Genomic DNA, 17,052 nt, shown 5'->3' with positions numbered 1-17,052 from the left:
CCATGATCTACCGGCAGATGTACAGTGACGCGCTACTATGCGTGCCCATACATTCACGATCACCTCAGTGGCGGTTCGCGCCGATCCCCCGACGAAGGACGACGTGATGCACCTTCCGACAACCCGGCGAACGGCATGGCGGGCCGCGCTGGCCGCCGCGTTCGCGACCGTACTCGTGGCCGCCGGCACCGCCGGTCCGGCGGCGGCGGCGCCCGGCAATCCCGCGGGCGGGACCGGCCCGTTCGACGTGCTCGACCCGCAGGTCTGGCAGAACCCGGACACCATGACCTGGGACGACTTCACGCCGGTGCCGGGGAGGAACTGGTCGGACCCGGCCGTGACCGGCTCGGTGCGCAACTTCAAGATCGCACTGGTCACGCTGGACTACCCGGACCAGCCGTTCGTGGTCACCCAGCGGGCCCGCTCGACGGTCTTCGGCAACCCCCAGGCGACCGCGCAGAACATCCCGCGCGACCAGGTCTCCACCTTCTACCAGGACTTCCTCAACACGCCGAACACGCTGAACAAGGGGCACACCCTCCACGAGTACTGGATGCAGGACTCCAACGGCCGATACGGCGTCGACCTGACCGGCTTCGGGCCCTACCAGATGCCCGCCAAGTCCTACCAGTACGGCATCGACAACGGGTTCAACCCCGGCGCGTGCCCGGCCGGCGAGCAGTGCGCCCGCAACATCCGTACCGACGGGCTCGGCGCCTGGCGCGCGGCCGTCGGTGACGAGGTCGCCAACTCGTACGAGCTGGTCTTCATCCTCTCCGCCGGCCAGGACGAGTCGTCGACCTGGCAGGAGTTCGGGCAGATGATGTTTCAGACCAAGGAGGACGTGCCGGAGGCGTGGGGCCCGCCGGACCCGGCCCTGCCCAACTACGCGCGCACCCGGTACGTCGAGTGGACCTCGTGGAAGGCCGCCTCGACCATCTGGCCGAACGCGGGCGGCGGCTCCTCCACCCAGGCGGAGAGCTCCGGCATGGGCGTGTACGCGCACGAGCTGAGCCACCTGCTGAGCATCGGCGACAACTACAACAACCCGTACGGCGTCCCGCTGCGCCGCGCGTACACGGGCATCTGGAGCATGATGTCGCGCGGCTCGTTCAACGGACCCGGCGGCCCGCACACCCGGTGGCAGATCCCCCCGGTGAACGGCGGCTCGATGGGCTCGCTGCACACCGTGCGCGACAAGGTGAAGATCGGGCTGCTCGGCGAGGAGCACCTGCTGCGGCTCTCCCGCGAGGCGCTCGCCTCGTCCGGTCTGGTCGTCGCCGAGGTCACCGCCCGCGCGGTGGACGCCGGCACGAAGGGGCTGACCGGCGTCAACATCGCGATGAACCGGGACAACTCGCCGGCCTGCACGGTCAGCGAGGACCCGCTCTGCGACGGCGGCGGCTACAACAACTACACCGTCGAGGTGGTCGACCGGATGGGTGCCGACTCGTTCACGCCGGACAGCGGCGTGCTGATCAGCAAGACGAAGAACGCGGACAACGCGCCCTTCGTCTGGGTGGTCGACGCCAACCCGCAGGACATCGACATGATCGACTTCTACCAGCCGGACGGCACGCCGCAGAAGATCACCATGGGTGACTACCGGCAGCTGTCGGACGCGCTCTTCCACGCCGGCACCCGGTCGGGCAGCGAGTACGAGTACGTCGACGAGGCCAACCGCCTGCACTTCTACATCCTGGACCTCAAGCGGGACGCGAACGGCGTCCTGAAGTACACGGTCGCCATCCAGTCGCTGGACGGCACCGGCGGCCCGAGCACGCACGGCGTGGCCCTCGGCGACGGCTTCCCCAGCCGGAACACCAAGCCGACCAACCGGGGCGTCCACTGCACCTTCGAGCTGACCAACACCGGCACCTGGTCGGCCGGCGGCCAGCAGCACCCGGAGAACATCACGCCGTACCTCAAGTCGGACGTCTACCGCCTCAGCGCGGACGTCAACGGAAATGTCGCCGGTACCGGCTGGCGGGTCGAGGTGCCGAACGCCCTCGTCGCGGTCCCGTTCGGCAAGGAGGCCACGGTGAAGGTCTCGGTCGGTGCCACCGCCGACGCGACCGAGACCGGCTACGTCAAGCTGACCGCCACGTCGGTGAGCGACCCGACCAAGACGATCACCCGCCCGTGCCACGTCGACAAGGGCTGATCTCGCGTTTCGGCGCGGCCTTGCTGCTCGCGACCGCCGTGGGCGGCTGCGGCGGCGAGGCCGCGTCGCCGACGACGGTCCGGGTCCTGGTTCGCGACATCAACATCCGCGAGGAGGGCGTCGACTGCGCCGGCACCGGGGCGTACACGTTCTTCCACAACCGGGCGCCGTTCCGGGTCCTGGACGGCGCCGGGGAGACGCTGACCGACGGCCGCCTGCCGCCCGGCAAGGCGGTCCGCACCTTCGAGGAGGACCTCGAGGTGGAGCGCATCCCCACCTACTGCGAGTTCGCCGTGCCGGTCTCGGTGCCGGCGCGGTCGGGGTACCAGCTGGTGGTCGACGACCAGCCGGCGATCCCGCTCACGGCCGACTCCGGCGCCCTGGTCGCGGTGGTGCCGTCGTGAGGCTCCTGGCGCTCCTGCTGGTCGCGGTGCTCGGCCTCGCCGCCTGCGGCGGCGCGGACCCGGAGGCGCCGGCCGGTGGGGCGGCCACGCTGCCCGGGCCGGTGCCGGCCGATCTCGCCCTGCGCCCGGTCCCACCGGGTACGCCGAGCGCGCCGGTCTTCACCGGCACGCTCACCGACGGCACCGCCCTGGCCGCCGCCGACCTCTGGGCCGAGCGCCCGGTGGTGCTGCTCTTCTTCGCCTCCTGGTGCACGACCTGCGCCGACCGGCAGGACGCGCTGAGCGACCTCGCCCGCGACTACCGCGACCGGGTCGTCTTCGTCGGCGTGGTCACCGGGGACGAGCCGGCCGAGTTGGAGGCGTACCTGCGCGCGCACGAGGCCGAGTTTCCGGTCGTGGTCGACGCGGACGGGACGATCTCCCGGTCGTACGCGGTCCGCGAGCCCGGGGCCGTGGCGGTGGTCGCCAAGGGTGGGGCGCTGCTGCGCGGCTGGCCCGGCGGCCTCGACGCGTCCACTTTGGACAACCGTATCCGCGAGCTTCTCCTGGATGAGGTGAGCCGATGAGAAACCGAGCGTTCCTGACGCTGGCGGCCCTGGCGGCCGGGCTGCTGGTCGCCGGCCCCGCGCCGGCCCGCGCCGCCGAGATGGTCGCCGGCCTGGCGCCGGCCCCCGCCGCCGACGCCGCGCCGCTGCCCGAGCCGAAGGTGCACCCGATCCAGGTCACCGGACCGGCCGCCGAGCGGCTCAACCTGGTCATCCTCGGCGACGGCTACCAGGCCGACCAGCAGAGCCTCTTCTTCGCCGACGTCGACCGCAACCTCGCGGTCATGTGGGCGACCGAGCCGTTCCGCACCTACCGCGACTACGTCAACGTGTACGCGGTCGAGATCGCCTCCATCGACTACGGCGTCCGCTGCGACCCCGACGGCCGGGTACGCCACCCGGACGGGACGATCCGGGACACCGGCGAGCGCGAGGGGCCGATCGACGGCAAGCGCACCGCGCTCCGCATGATCTTCCAGAACGGCTGCGCCGACCCGCTCTCCCGCGGCACCGTCTACGGTGGAGCGCCGGTCGGCTGCGCGGACGACGCCGCGTACTACCCGCCGGGCGTCAACCCGTGCGAGACCGGCTCGCAGGCGCACAACCGCATCCTCGACTCGTACGTGGTGCCGGCGCTCGGCATCCCGCGCACGTCGCAGAACCTCCAGACGCTCGCCATCTTCAACACGTTCACGTACGGCGGGATCGGCGGCACCAGCGCCACCACCTCCGGCGGCTCGCCGCAGGGGCCGCTGATCTCGCTGCACGAGCTCGGCCACTCGCTGGGCACGATGGCGGACGAGTACCCGTACTCCTCCCGCGACGTGGTGCGCCCCTGCTACACCGGCGCCGAGCCGAGCAGCTTCCACCACACGGCGTACACGAGCGCCGAGCAGCTGGTCGCCGACCAGCGCAAGTGGTGGCGGTGGGTGGGTGAGGAGAGCCTCTCCGGCGGCACGATCGGGCTGCACGAGGGGGGCGGCATGTTCCCCTGTGGACAGCGCCGGCCGAGCGAGCACTCCATCATGCGGTGGATCGGCTTCGACTGGGACCAGATCGGGCGCGAGCACATGGTCGCCCGGATCACCGGGCGGCGCAACGCCGGCCAGATGTCGGTCCAGCACACTCCACCGGGGACGGTGCCGGCCGACGGCGTGCTCTGGGTGGAGACCGGGCATCCGCGCTACCACGAGCTCCAGGTGACCTGGCGGGCCGGCGGCACGGTCCTCGACACGCACGGCAGCCGCAGCCTCGACCTCGAACCGCTGGACCTGCCGGCCGGCACGGTGGTGCGGGTGGAGGTGCGTGACCCGGTCGGGCCGGACGGGATCGACTGGGTGCGCAACCCCTCCGCCGGCAACAGCGCCACCGACTCCGGGTACCAGGGGCCGCGGTTCGTGCAGACTCGCGAGTGGACGATCGGCCCGGCGGGTGTCACGCCGTCGCCGCCGGCCGCCGAGGTCACCGGCTCGACGCCGACCACCCAGCCGGTCGCCGGTGACGAGGTGGTCTTCGTGGAGACCAACCACCCGGCCGACCGGGTCCTCGACGTGGCCTGGACGCTGGACGGCCGGGCGGTGCCCAACCCGCACAACAGCCGCCGCCTCGACCTGGGCGCGCTCGGCCTCGCGCCGGGTACCCACAAGCTGGTCGCGACGGTGACCGACCCGGCCGGCGCCACCGACTCGGTCGAGTGGAGCGTCGACAACGCGCTGCCGACTGCCCCGCGGCGGCTCTCCACGCCGCTGACCACGCTGCCCGGCGCGGTGGAGCACCCGGTGTACTTCGACGGGTGGGACATGTGGCTGGACCCGCGCGACGACCAGGCCGGGCGGTACGTGGTGGGGCAGTTCCGGCTGGACGAGGACGGCTGGTTCAACTACTTCGGCTTCCCGGAGCAGCCGATGCCGCAGTCGCCGTTCCAGTTCCGCCACTCCGGTACGAGCGTGAAGGCGCTGACGTACGGCAACCTCGGCACCGGCGGGCTCTCCCGGGCCACGTTCGAGCAGACGCTGCCGGACGACCACCCGAGCGGCGGCTTCGTACCCGGCTTCGGCACCCACCTCGTCGAGCACCGGGCGATCGACCCGGCCGGCAACATCGGCCCGGCCGGCAGCTACCGGGCGACCGTGCTGCCCGGCTCCTCCCCCGCCTGCACGACGACGCTGACCGGCCGCCAGACCCGGGTGACCGTGACGCGGGGCGTGACCTGCCTGACGAACGCGCAGGTGGCGGGGCAGGTGACGGTACGCTCCGGCGCCTCGCTGGTGGTCCGCTCCAGCACGATCACCGGCACGCTGGTCGCGACCGGCGCCCAGGCGGTGCAGGTGTTCGGCTCCACCGTCAACGGCGCGGTCCAGGTCGTCGGGACCACCCGGGACCTGACGGTCGCCGGCAGCACGTTCAACGGCGCGGTGATGCTGGCCGACAACACCCAGGTCAGCGCGAACGAGCGGTACAGCCGGCTGGCCGGCGCGTACGGCCCGGTGCTGGTCGGCAACCGGGTCAACGGCGCGCTGAGCTGCTCCGGCGGCAACGCCCCGCCGCGCGACTTCGGCGCCCCGAACACCATCCGCGGCGCGAAGGCCGGCGACTGCGCCCGCCTCTAGATAGCCACGGCTGTGATCGAAGCTCCCCTCAGGTCGCTAGAACGACTTGAGGGAGCTTCGATCACAGACCTTCACCCCACTCCGAGAGCGTTCAAGAGATCCTTCCCGCGGCGTGACCCGCCGCGGCTGGTCGCGGTCACCGCGGCCCGCGCGGGCAGCCAGCGGCCCGCCGCCGGGCGGACGGATGTGTGGGTGCGGGAAGCTATCGAGCTGCCCCGTCTGTGCGTGCGCTCCGGCGCCGGCCGGCGAGCGCCGTGGGGGCGTGTCGCGCGGAGCCGGCAGCGGAGGCCGGGGATCCCGGCGAGCGCCAGCTCGCCGGCGGCCTCCGCGGTGCCCGCGGGAAAGCACCCCAGGAAAACGCTCACCCGACGGCTCTCTCGCGGCGGGCGACGCGGGCGGAAGAGATCGTGGTACCCGGGTGCCCCCGGAGGGGCACTGAAATACCACGATCTCCCGTCATGATCGGCGGTCGCCGCTGAGGCGGGCCAGCTTCAGCGCCAGGTGGAGGCAGAGCCGCTCGTTGCCGTCCTTCAGGTCGGTCTCGGCCAGCTGCTCCACGCGGTGCAGGCGGTAGTAGAGGGTGGTGCGGTGCAGCCGCAGCCGTTCGGCGGTGGCGTGGGCGTTGCCGGCCAGGTCCAGGTAGACCTCCAGGGTCTCCAGCAGGGCCTGGCTGGCCTCGTCGCCGAGCAGCCGGTGCAGGCCGGGATGGACGGTGGCGACGTCGAGGTGGCGGCCGTCCATCTGCGACAGCATGCGGTAGATGCCCAGGTCGGCCCAGGAGATGACCGGGCCGAGCGCGGGCAGCCGCACGCCCACGCGGGCCGACTGCACCGCCTCGTCGTACGAGTGGATGGCGTCCGCGAGCCGCGGCCGGGGCGCGCCGATGCCGACCACCACCCGGGCCACCTCGCGCAGGTCGCCGACGGCGGTGCGCAGGGTCTCCCGCAGGTATCCGGCGGCGGCCTCCACGGACGGGCGGCCGCCGACCTGGCCGCCCCGGACCAGCAGCACACCCTGGTCGTGGCGGAGCAGGTGCAGCGCGTCGCGCACCCCGATCCACCGGCGCGCCGCGACCAGCGCCTGCTCCAGGGCGATGCCGGCGTCCTCGTCGAGCACCTGCCCGCGGGCCGGGACGAGCTGGGCGACGATCGCGGTGGCCGGCCCGTCCGCGGTCACCACCCCGTCGGCGAGCAGGGAGCGGACCATCTCCTCGCGGGTGCCCGGGTTGTCCGAGAGCAGGGTGCGGGCCGCCTCCGCCTCGCGCTGGGAGGCGAGCTCGCCGAGCAGGTTCTCCCGGTACAGGGCGACGGACAGGTCACCGGTCGCCCGGGTGACGACGTCGAGGTCGGCGTCGGTCATGCCGCCGTCGGCCTCGATGAACCACACGTACCCGAGCAGCCGGTCCTGGTGCACGATCGGCACGCAGAGGCGGGGCAGCAGGTCGAGCTCGGGGCAGGCCGGGATGCGCACCGGCGTACGGGCCTTCATGATCCCGAAGCCGCGGAACCAGGAGATGACCTCGGGCGTGGTGTGCCGGCGCAGGATGGAGCTGCGGCGCACGTCGTCCATGGTGCCGGTGTGCTCGCTGTACACGACCACCCGGTGCCGCCGGTCCTCGATCAGCGCCGGCCGACCCACCCGCGCCGCCATCGTGTCGACGATGCCTTGCAGCTCCAGGTTCATGCGCTCCCCGACCGTCCGTGACCCGTCGACGGCCCGGCCATCCGGCGTACCGCCGGTCCTTACCCTCCGACGGCATCCGCCACCCGCGCAAGGGTCACCCCGGGATGATCATTACCACTGTCCGCGGGGCTGACCCGCCGGCGCCGCGGGCACGGGCCAGGCGGGGCCGGTGATTTCACACGACGTTCACGCCGCTGTTTCGGTACGGGTGGGGTCCATGCTAATAAATCTGACATTGATCTATGTATCCGCTGCCGCGTCCCAGCCGGAACGACCCCCATCCGGCCGTGGCGGCGGGTAGTCAGGAGTCCACATGCCCCGCCTGCTCAGGGCCGGCGCCGCCACCGCGGTCGCCGTCGTCGCGCTCCTCGCCTTCGTCGCGACCCCGGCCCAGGCCACACCGCCCAACATCCCGTCGTACAGCACCGCCGTCAGCCGGCTCGCCGCGCTCACCGTGGCGGCCGAGTCGCACCAGTCCAGCTACGACCGCGACCTCTTCCCGCACTGGATCACGATCACCGGCTCGTGCAACACCCGCGAGCAGGTGCTCAAGCGGGACGGTACCGGGGTCAGCGTCGACAGCAGCTGCTACCCGACGTCGGGCTCGTGGCGCAGCCCGTTCGACGGCGCGACCTGGACCAACCCGGCCGACGTCGACATCGACCACATGGTGCCGCTCTCCGAGGCCTGGGCGTCCGGGGCGTGGGCGTGGAGCACGTCGCAGCGGCAGACGTACGCCAACGACCTCGGTGGGCCCGAGCTGTGGGCGGTCACCGACAACGTCAACCAGGCCAAGGGCGACCAGGACCCGGCCACCTGGCAGCCGCCGCTGACCTCGTTCCGCTGCACGTACGCGCGGGCGTGGATCCAGGTGAAGTGGTACTACAGCCTCAGCGTCGACAGCGCGGAGAAGACGGCGCTCAACGGCATGCTCGGCACCTGCTGACCAGGCGCGGACCGGGGTGGGCCCGGCCACACGGCCCGGCCCACCCGCCCGCGATCCGGAGAGCTTTGGGCTACCGCGACGTCCGCGGTGGTCCGGACCGTCGCGCTCCACGTTTCCCCGCGGACCCCGCGCATACGGTCCACAGCTGAGGCGGACCGGGGCAACCCTGTCCGAGGAAACGCCCCGGGACGCCGACTCTCTAGTAGCGGACCGTGCTCCCCAGGAGCGGTGGGTACACAGTGGAGGGCTCGCCGTCCACTGTGGTCCCGGCGAACTGGAGCATCGCCCGCTGGGCGCCGTGCATCGGGGCCGGGTAGTTCAGGGTGGGTGTGGAGACCTCGTCGAGGCGCCGCAGGTGCGCGGCGGTGAGCGTCACGTCCAGGGCGGCCAGGTTGGCCTCCAGGTGCTCGACGCGTCGGGCGCCGACGATCGGGACCACCGTGCCCGCGCGGCCGCGCAGCCAGGCCAGGGCCACCGCCGCCGGCGTCGTGCCGAGGTCGCCGGCGACCTCCGCGACCGCGTCGATGACCCGGTACTCGGCCTCGGTGGGGCCGCCGACGTAGGCGCTCCGCGCCGAGTCCGTCACCTCGGCGCCGCGGCGGTACTTGCCGGAGAGGAAGCCGTTTCGCAGCGGGCTCCACGGCACGAGCGCCATCCCCTGGTCGCGGGCGAGCGGGGCGATCTCGCCCTCGACCGTGCGGGCCAGCAGCGAGTACTCGACCTGGAGCGCGACCAGCGGGGTCCAGCCGCGCAGCAGCGCCATCGTCTGCGCCTGCGCGGTGACCCAGGCCGGCGTGTTGGAGAAGCCGAGGTAGCGGACCTTGCCGGCGCGCACGATGTCGTCGAGGGTGCGCATCGTCTCCTCGACGGGGGTGTTGCGGTCCCAGTTGTGCAGCCAGTACAGGTCGAGGTAGTCGGTCCGCATGCGGCGCAGGGTCTCGTGGAGCTGGGCGACGATGGCACCGCGGCCCGCGCCGCCGCCGTTGGGGTCGCCTGGCCACATGTTTCCGAAGAACTTGGAGGCGAGCACCACGTGCTCGCGGCGGCCGGGGTGGGCGGCGAAGAAGTCACCGAGGATCTTCTCGGAGTGGCCGTTGGTGTAGAAGTTGGCGGTGTCGACGAGGTTTCCGCCGCGGTCCAGGTACGTCGCCAGGATCTTCTCCGACTCCTGCACGCTGGACCCGGCGGCTCCGGGGTCCTCGCCGAAGGTCATCGCGCCGAGCGCGAACGGGCTGACCCGCAGTCCCGAGCGGCCGAGCGTGACGTAGTGGTCGAGTGGCATGACGTACCCCCTGGGTGTCGGATCTGTCATTGCCATCGAAGCGCGGGCGGTGGTTCGGCGGGTAGACCGATCCCCGCGAGGTCTTGCACGATCCTCCCGCCGGTGAGACCTGGAGGCCGCCGCGCGGAGCGGCCGTCGCCAGAGCCGGCCGCGTCGGGCAACAGGAGCGGTGCGGGTTCAGAAGCGGCCGCCGCCGGTGCGGCGGGAGCGGCTGCCGCTGCCGCCGAAGCCACCGCCCCGGAAGCCGCCGCCACCCCAGCCGCGCGATCGGTGGCCGCCACCGCCGCCGGAGAGGATGCCGCCAAGGAGCACGCCGAGCAGGACGTCGCTGCCGCCGCCCCCGCCGATGCCCGGCGGCGTCCACTGGTCCACGTTGGACTGTGCCGACCGGCCGGCCTCCGCGGCGAGCTGGCCGGCCCGCTGGGCCTCGGGCAGCGCGGCCGCCGGGTCGGACACGGCGAGGGCCTCGGCGCGGGCGAGGTGCTGCTGGGCCTGCGCGAGCCACGCGCGGGGCTGGCTGGCGACGGCGCCCCGGCGGGTGGCGATGTAGTCGCCGGCGGCGGCCACCTCGGCGCGGGCGGCGACCAGGGCCTGGTCGAGCATGGTCCGGGCCCGCGCGGCCCGCTCGGCGGCGTCGCGGACCTCGGCCAGGGCGCGGTCCAGCGCGGCGTCCGCCGTCTCCAGCCGGGCGGTCGCGGCGAGCGGGTCGGTCGTGGGGGCGGCGACCGCGGTACGGGCCGCGGCGAGGGCCTGCTCGGCACCGGTGACCGCGGCGGCCAGGGCCGGGTTCGCTGGCTGGGCGGCCCGGGCGGCGGCGAGGTCGGACTCCACCTCGGCGACCAGCGTGTCGATCGCGGCCCGGGCGGCGTCCAGGTCGGCGCGCCCGCGTACGACGGCGTCGAGCAGGGTCTCGGCCTGGGCGAGCGCCTCCTCCGCGGCGCGTACCGCGAGCGCGGCCCGGGGGCGGTCACCGGCGGCGACGGCCTCGCCGGCCTGCCCGGCCACCGAGCCGGCGAACTCCAGCCGCTGCCGGGCCTGCTCCACGTTGCCGGCGATCCCGGTGGCCAGCGGGCCGACGTACCGGCCGCGCACCGCGTCGAGGGCCGCGCTCGCCGCCGGGATCCGCGCCTGCGCCGCCGACCGCCGCTCGGCCAGCTCGGCGACCTCCGCCTCGACCCGGGACTCCAGGTCGCGCAGCGCGTCGAACGCCTCCGACTCCGCGTCCAGCCGCCCGTCCGCCGCCGTACACCGCCGGATGATCTCCTCCAGCGTGCCGCGCCGGGTCGCCTCGTCCGGCCCCGGCGCCTCGTCGAGCGTCATCCGCAGCCGGAACGCCTCGGCGACGTCCTGCCGGGCGGTCTCCAGCGCCGCCGTGTACGCCGCGGTCGCCTCGGCGCCGTACCGCCCGGTGGCCAGGGCCAGCTCCCGCTCGCTGGCGCGCAGGTCGTTGTCGAGCTCGACCAGCAGGTCGTTGGCCCGGGTGGTCAGCTCGGCGGTGCTCGGCCCGGCCGGTGCCGGCGGGGGCCGGCGGCGGCGCCGCAGCAGCCACAGCACCAGCACCACGCCGCCGGCGACGACCAGCAGGCAGAGCGCGCCGGCGATCCAGGTGCCGGCGCCCCGCCCGCCGCCACCGGGGTCGGGCTCGCCCGGCTGGATCCGCGGGCTGGGGATCGCCTGGCCGGCCAGGACCGCCCGGTAGCCGTCCGCGGCGGCGATCGCCGCGCCGGCCCAGTCGTTCGCCGACAGCGCCGGCTCGATGGCGACGGTGGCCACGACGTCGAGCTGGGCGTCGGTGAGCGGGAAGTCAGTGTCGAACGCGTACGCGTACGACCGGTCGTGGGTGGCGACCGCGAGCACCGCGTCGCGCCGGCCGAAGTCGCTGCGGGTCGCGGTCCGGTCGGCCCACTCCTGCGCCGGCGTACCGTCGAACGAGCGCACGTAGACCACGAAGAGCTGCAGCCCCCCGTCGGCGCGCAGCCGGTCGAGGGCGGCGGTCACCTCGCCCTCCCGCCCGTCCAGCGCGCCGACCTCGTCGGTGACCTGGCCGTCCAGGCGCATCGGACCATCCGCCCAGGCCGGGCCGGAAAGGGCGAACCCGCCGGTCAGCACGGCCAGGAGCGCGGCGGCGACCGCCCGGGCCGGGCGCGACATCAACGACACCGGGACAGGCTATACACCCCGGTCCGCGATCGTCGGCGCGCGGCCCCGTGGCGCGCGCCGGTGGTGCGTGGCGCGGGTCAGGGCCGGTGTGGGTCAGTACCCACCACCGCCACCCCCACCGCCGCCACCGCCGCCCGCGGTCAGCGCGACGATGACGATCACGATCACGATCACCGCGATGGCGATCCCCAGCCACAGCTTGGCTCTACCGGACATGCCTGGGTGATACCCCCGCCGGCCGCCCAATCACGGCCCCGCCGCCGGCGGCTGGACGGCGGGCGGCAGGATGCGGGGTGTGCCGCGAGTCCTGGCCAGGGGTACCGGCAACCCGCCGCCGGTCGAGATCACCGACCTGCTCGGCGGATGGGACACGTCCGGGGTACGCCGGCCCGTCCCGGTCGAGGCCACGGCCGCGCGGCTGGCGGCGTCCGGGCAGCACCGGGCCGCACGGCTGGTCCGCCGGATGCCGGCCCGGGACGGCCTGCTCGACCCCGCCGCGGTCGACGCGCTGCTGCTGCGGGTGCACTACGAGCTGCAGCGGTTCGAGGAGGAGCTGCAGCTGGCCCGGCGGATCGCGCAGACCGTGGCGCCGTGGGTGGCGGCGCTGCGCGGCGAGCGCCCGGTACGGGTGGTGGACGTCGGCTGCGGCCTCGGCTACGTCCTGCGCTGGCTGGCCGCCCACGACGCGCTCGGCCCGGACGTCGAGCTCGTCGGCGTCGACCTCGACCGGCGGCTGGTGGCGCACGCCGCGGAGCTGGCCGCCGCCGAGGAGCTGCCCTGCCGGTTCGTCGCCGGCGACGCCTTCGCGCCGGGGGTCGCGGCCGGCGACGGTACCCGGTGCGTGATGGTCTCGTCCGGGCTGCTGCACCACCTTCCGGCCGGCGAGCTGCCGGCGTTCTTCGCGGCGCAGCGGGAGCTGGGCGTCGCCGCATTCGCCCACTGGGACATCCGTCCCGGCCCGTGGTCGACGCTCGGCGCGTGGGTGCTGCACGCGGCCCGGATGCGCGAACCGGTGTCCCGCCACGACGGCGTGCTGTCGGCGCGGCGGGCGCACCCGGCGGCCACGCTCCTCGACGCCGCCCGGGCCGGCGCCCCCGGCTACCAGGTGTCCTGCGCCGACGGGCCCGCCTGGCTCCCCCGCCCGCTCGACGTGCTCCGCCCCGTCACCGGCGTGCGGGAACCGGCCGGCACGGTACGGGTCCGGCCGTGAGGGAGGCCGCCGCGCTGACCGCGATCGCGGTGCTGGACAGCATGTTCGCCGGCTTCCGGTCGTCGCTCGGGCGCACCGGCCTCATCCGCCACCGCCACCGCGACGTCCTGGCCCACCTGCGCGGCCTGGCGCTCAGCGCGCTCCTGCTGGCGCCGGTCGCGGCCGTCGCGCTGGTCGACGTGGCGCTGCGCGGGCCACGCCTGGCCATCTACCTGGCCGCCGGGCGGGCGATGCTGCTCGTGTACCTCCCGTTCGCCGCGGTCGTCCTCCTCGCGCTCGCCGCCTACCTCGTACCGCACTGGCAGCACCGCTTCCTCGCCGCCGTGGTCGTCCTCGGGCCGGGTACGCTGGCGCGGCCGCTCGTCGCGCTGGCCGGGGTGGCGGCGGCCGGCTGGGCCTCGCGTGACGCCCTCGCCACGACCCTCGCGCTCGGCGCGGTCTGCGCGGCGCTGGCGGTCGAGCCGTGGGCGGAGCGCCGCTGGTACGGCCGCACGGGGCCGCCCGGCGGCGCGGTCCGGCGCATACTGGGTCGGTGCGCGCTACCCGACTCCCCCGGCGTGTCGCCGCCGCGATCGCGTCGCTGACCCTGCTCGCCCTGGGCGCCGCCGCCCCGGCCCAGGCCGCCGGCCCGCGTAACCCGTGCCCCGACGGGCGCTTCCTCCACATCGCACACCAGGGCGGCGAGAGCGAGGCCCCGTCCAACACCGGGTACGCGTTCCGCCGCGCCCTGCGCATCGGCGCCGACATGCTGGAGATGGACGTCCACTCGACCCGCGACGGCGTGCTGGTCGCCAGCCACGACGCCTCGGTCGACCGCACCACGGACGGCACCGGCCTGATCCGCGACAAGACCTTCCGCGAGCTGCGCCGGCTGGACGCGGCCTACAACTTCGTGCCCGGGCGCAACGCCGTGCCGGGGCTCCCGCCCGAGTCGTACCCGCTGCGCGGCGTCCGCACCCACGACAAGCGGCCACCCCGCGGCTACCAGGCCGACGACTTCGCGATCCCGGCGCTGCGCGACGTGCTCCGCGACTTCCGGCAGGTGCCGATCAGCATCGAGATCAAGGGCACCACCGACGCGGACACCGAGTCGTTCCTGCGCAACGCGCGGCTCCTCGCCGACCTGCTCCGGCAGACCCACCGCACCCGCGACGTCATCGTGACCTCGTTCAACGACGCCGCGGTCGCCGAGTTCCACCGGCTGGCGCCGAGGGTCGCGCTCGCCCCCGGGCTGCGGGGCCTGACCGACTACTTCTTCGCCGGCACGCCGCCGATCGAGGGCACGGTCGCGCTCCAGATACCGGTCACCTACCAGGGCCTGCCGATCGCCACCCCGGAGTTCATCGCCCGCGCGCACGCCGACGGGTTCGCGGTCCACGTCTGGTTCAGCGGCACCGCCCCGGAGGACGAAGCCACCTACAACACGCTGATCGACGCCGGCGCCGACGGCCTGATGTCGTCCTGGCCGACCCTGCTGGAACGGATCCTCGACGAGCGCGGCCCGCGGATCCATCCACAGTAGAGACTCCCGTCTCGCTCCGGCCCTCCGCCGCCACGTGCGTTCGCCGAGACCCGGCGGCGGGGTGGCTGCGGCCGCCGGCGCTCGCGAACGGGTTCCAAACCCCCGAAACAGAATGCGGGCAACCGCGACGTCCGCCGTGGTCCGGCCCGGGTGGTCGAGATCGTGGTACGCAGGTGCCCTCGGGCGGGCGGATCCGTACCACGATCTGCTGGGACGGTCCGCTGTTGAGCCGAGCGTCGCTTGACCGGCGTTGGGGGTGGGCTGGCTCGCGCGGATCGGGCTGATCCCGCACTGCCGATCGTGGCCAGGGCGGTCGGCTCGGGATCGACGGCCAGAATTCGGGGTCGTACGGTGCGCAGAGCGCCCATATGCTTCCGGGAGCCGGGGAAAGCCGCGGCGGGGTCGGCGCTGTGGGTGTCTGGAGCTGTCGATCGAGCAGGCCTCCGTCCCGGCGAGCACCGGGCGATCGTTGAGATCGTGGTATCCAGGTGCCCTCGGAGGGGCACTGGAATACCACGATCGCCGTGCGTCCACCGGTTTGGCCCCGCGATCGACTTTGGCTGAGCGGCGTCGGTCCGGACCGTTGCTCCCGCGGTCTCGCCCTCCGCGGTTCGCGGTCGTATCCCGAGCCCTGCGGGGAGCCGGCGGTCGTGCGTCCACGGCACCTCTCCACCGCGCCGCCGCCGTGGCGTGCGCGGGAGGCTCTGGAGCTGCGTGCGACCGCACGGCTCCCCGCACCCGCCGCGCGCTTCGGCGCGAGCCTCGCCCCGGGACGGGCCTGCCCCGCGCGGCCGGCAGCGGAGGCCGGGGACCTCGGCGAGCCCCGGGAGCCGCCGGCCGCAGCGGTGCCCGCGGGAAAACACCGCGCATGCGCTCCACAGCTGAGGCGGACCGGAGCAAATCCGGTCTGAAGAAACGTTAGGGGCGCGCCGCACCCCGCACCGTGATCGAAGGCCTCCGGTCCGATCGTGGGCGAAAGGCGGCTGCGGAGGCGCGGCCGGGGTGGCGGTGATCGTTCGCCCGATTTCCGCGTGAAACACCGGGAAAGACGCGGGTTTCGGGTGAACGATCATCAGGTTCGGGGGACGCCGCGGGAGCGACGGTCCGGACCACGGCGGGCATCGCGGTAGCTCGCGTCCGGGTCTTGGATTCGACGCCGTCGATCGCGGCGGGTCGCTAGGTGGGGCGGGCCTCGGCGTAGATCCAGTCGTGGCCGTCGCGGCGGATCTCGCAGTGCCAGCCCAGCCGGCGCAGCCGGGGTGCCAGGAGCTCCGGGTCGACGAAGTTCTTGACGACGTGGAAGGTGGTGCCGTCCCGGAGGCGGCGTTCGACCACCTCGCCGCGGCCGGGGAGGTAGGCCTCCTTGTCGCGTTCGTCGACGTGCTCGTCGACGAACAGCACGCGTCCCTCGTCGGCCAGCAGGCCGCGCAGCCATCGCCAGAACGGCTCGAACCGGCTCGCCGGCACGTGCGACAGCCATGCCGAGAAGAAGACCGTGTCGAAGCGGGCCTCGGGGTCCCAGGAGAAGACGTCCGCGACCTCGAAGCGGAGGTTCGGCGACCGCACCCGTTCGCGGGCGATGGCCACTGCCTCGGGGGCCGAGTCGACCGCCGTGACCGTGCCGGCCAGGTCCGCCAGCGCCGCCGTCCAGAGGCCGGTGCCGCAGGCGATCTCCAGCACGTGCCCGGCCGGTCGCATCCGCGCGACGAGCCGGGCGATGCGGGCGCGGGCCGCCGTGACGTCGCCGTAGGCCGTCGTGTCGTACTCGCCGGCGCGGCGGCGGTAGTAGTCGACCTGGCCGGCCAGGACCTCGTCGGTCATCCGGACATCATCGCCCGGCGGCGGGCGCGGCCGTGGGCGTCGTGGGGGAGGTCGGCGTAGTGCCACTGGTGGTCGCGGGCGTGCTTGCACGCGGTCTCCAGGTCACCGTCCTCGATGGACCTCAGCAGCTCGGCGTGGTCCCGCGCGATGTCCTTCAGCTTCACCTCGGCGGCCACCATCGTCACCGACGTGCGGGCCTCGATCTGCAGCGCCTCCCACGACAGCTTCAGCAGCTCGTTGTGGGCGGCGTCGACGATGTGCCGGTGGAACGCGACGCTGGCCCGGGCGGCGGCCGAGGCGTCGTCGGCACGGGCGGCCGCGCGCATCGCCTTCACCTCGGCGCGCAAGGCCTCCACGGGTACGGTGCCGGCCAGCATCGCCAGGCGGGTCGCGGTCTCCTCCAGGGCGGCGCGGACGACGTAGCTCTCCCGGAGCGTCTGCTGCACGAAGTGCCGGACGAACGTGCCCCGCCGCGGCCGGGTCTCGACCATCCGCATCGCCTCCAGCTCGCGGAGCGCCTCGCGGACCGGGGCCTGGCTCGTGCCGTACATCGCGGCGAGCTTGGTCTCGACGAGCCGCTCGCCGGGCTGGATCTCGCCGGAGACGATGCGGACCACGAGCGACTCGCGGATCTGCTGCGCCAGCGTCATGCGGGTCACCAGCGGGGTGACCGCCGCCGCGGGCTCGTCAGGCGTCATGGCGCCCA

At 74.0% G+C, this 17,052-nt stretch carries 14 protein-coding genes; 8 read left to right on the top strand and 6 right to left on the bottom strand.

The genetic code is table 11. The features are described 5' to 3' along the window. Window positions 1-106 precede the first annotated feature (106 nt). From RB614_RS10165 to RB614_RS10150, 4 genes are read left to right on the top strand one after another with little or no spacing between them, the layout of a single operon-like run. Entirely contained in the window at window positions 107-2,164 is a 2,058-nt protein-coding gene (locus RB614_RS10165; RefSeq protein ID WP_308712156.1) for a M6 family metalloprotease domain-containing protein, read from the top strand. Then, the gene (locus tag RB614_RS10160) at window positions 2,143-2,568 is read left to right on the top strand and encodes a hypothetical protein (protein ID WP_308712155.1); all 426 of its coding nucleotides are present in this window, start codon (window positions 2,143-2,145) and stop codon (window positions 2,566-2,568) included. Before RB614_RS10165 ends, RB614_RS10160 begins: the two co-directional genes overlap by 22 nt. Beyond that, window positions 2,565-3,134, top strand: a complete 570-nt coding sequence (locus RB614_RS10155) for a TlpA family protein disulfide reductase (protein WP_308712154.1) — start codon at window positions 2,565-2,567, stop codon at window positions 3,132-3,134. Before RB614_RS10160 ends, RB614_RS10155 begins: the two co-directional genes overlap by 4 nt. Next, complete coding sequence (locus RB614_RS10150) at window positions 3,131-5,722, top strand: M64 family metallopeptidase (protein WP_308712153.1); 2,592 nt, start codon at window positions 3,131-3,133, stop codon at window positions 5,720-5,722. The genes RB614_RS10155 and RB614_RS10150 overlap by 4 nt, the downstream gene beginning before the upstream one ends. 456 nt (window positions 5,723-6,178) lie before the next feature. Here the strand turns inward: RB614_RS10150 and RB614_RS10145 are convergent, their stop codons facing one another. Then, the gene (locus RB614_RS10145) at window positions 6,179-7,405 is read right to left on the bottom strand and encodes a PucR family transcriptional regulator (RefSeq protein WP_308712152.1); all 1,227 of its coding nucleotides are present in this window, start codon (window positions 7,403-7,405) and stop codon (window positions 6,179-6,181) included. Between the two features lie 313 nt (window positions 7,406-7,718). Here RB614_RS10145 and RB614_RS10140 point away from each other — a divergent pair, with 313 nt between their 5' ends. Further along, window positions 7,719-8,351 (top strand): HNH endonuclease family protein, encoded by a 633-nt coding sequence (locus RB614_RS10140; RefSeq protein ID WP_308712151.1) that lies wholly within the window; start codon window positions 7,719-7,721, stop codon window positions 8,349-8,351. Between the two features lie 199 nt (window positions 8,352-8,550). On the opposite strand, the gene RB614_RS10135 is transcribed toward RB614_RS10140, so the two are convergent. The 3 genes from RB614_RS10135 to RB614_RS10125 form a co-directional block, all read right to left on the bottom strand. Continuing rightward, a complete protein-coding gene (locus RB614_RS10135) occupies window positions 8,551-9,633 on the bottom strand; it encodes an aldo/keto reductase (RefSeq protein ID WP_308712150.1) in 1,083 nt (360 codons plus the stop codon). Window positions 9,634-9,810: 177 nt separating this feature from the next. Further along, window positions 9,811-11,784 (bottom strand): TPM domain-containing protein, encoded by a 1,974-nt coding sequence (locus RB614_RS10130; RefSeq protein ID WP_308712353.1) that lies wholly within the window; start codon window positions 11,782-11,784, stop codon window positions 9,811-9,813. 102 nt (window positions 11,785-11,886) lie between these two features. Then, window positions 11,887-12,009: a hypothetical protein gene (locus RB614_RS10125; protein ID WP_308712149.1), complete on the bottom strand. Its 123-nt coding sequence runs from the start codon at window positions 12,007-12,009 to the stop codon at window positions 11,887-11,889. A 79-nt stretch (window positions 12,010-12,088) separates the two neighbouring features. Between RB614_RS10125 and RB614_RS10120 the strand changes: the two genes are divergently transcribed. From RB614_RS10120 to RB614_RS10110, 3 genes are read left to right on the top strand one after another with little or no spacing between them, the layout of a single operon-like run. Further along, window positions 12,089-13,003, top strand: a complete 915-nt coding sequence (locus tag RB614_RS10120) for a methyltransferase domain-containing protein (RefSeq protein WP_308712148.1) — start codon at window positions 12,089-12,091, stop codon at window positions 13,001-13,003. After that, the gene (locus RB614_RS10115; RefSeq protein ID WP_308712147.1) at window positions 13,000-13,587 is read left to right on the top strand and encodes an oxidoreductase; all 588 of its coding nucleotides are present in this window, start codon (window positions 13,000-13,002) and stop codon (window positions 13,585-13,587) included. The genes RB614_RS10120 and RB614_RS10115 overlap by 4 nt, the downstream gene beginning before the upstream one ends. Next, window positions 13,536-14,525, top strand: coding sequence for a glycerophosphodiester phosphodiesterase family protein (locus RB614_RS10110; protein ID WP_308712146.1), 990 nt, complete (start codon window positions 13,536-13,538; stop codon window positions 14,523-14,525). Before RB614_RS10115 ends, RB614_RS10110 begins: the two co-directional genes overlap by 52 nt. A 1,176-nt stretch (window positions 14,526-15,701) precedes the next feature. Here the strand turns inward: RB614_RS10110 and RB614_RS10105 are convergent. Together RB614_RS10105 and RB614_RS10100 are read right to left on the bottom strand one after the other, a co-directional pair. Next, window positions 15,702-16,346, bottom strand: coding sequence for a class I SAM-dependent methyltransferase (locus RB614_RS10105; protein WP_308712145.1), 645 nt, complete (start codon window positions 16,344-16,346; stop codon window positions 15,702-15,704). Next, window positions 16,343-17,044: a GntR family transcriptional regulator gene (locus RB614_RS10100; RefSeq protein WP_308712144.1), complete on the bottom strand. Its 702-nt coding sequence runs from the start codon at window positions 17,042-17,044 to the stop codon at window positions 16,343-16,345. Before RB614_RS10100 ends, RB614_RS10105 begins: the two co-directional genes overlap by 4 nt. Between the last annotated feature and the right edge of the window lie 8 nt (window positions 17,045-17,052).

It is taken from the genome of Phytohabitans maris (assembly GCF_031085175.1).
GTDB classification, from domain to species: domain Bacteria; phylum Actinomycetota; class Actinomycetes; order Mycobacteriales; family Micromonosporaceae; genus Phytohabitans; species Phytohabitans maris.
This window is presented reverse-complemented; position numbering and strand designations above follow the sequence as displayed.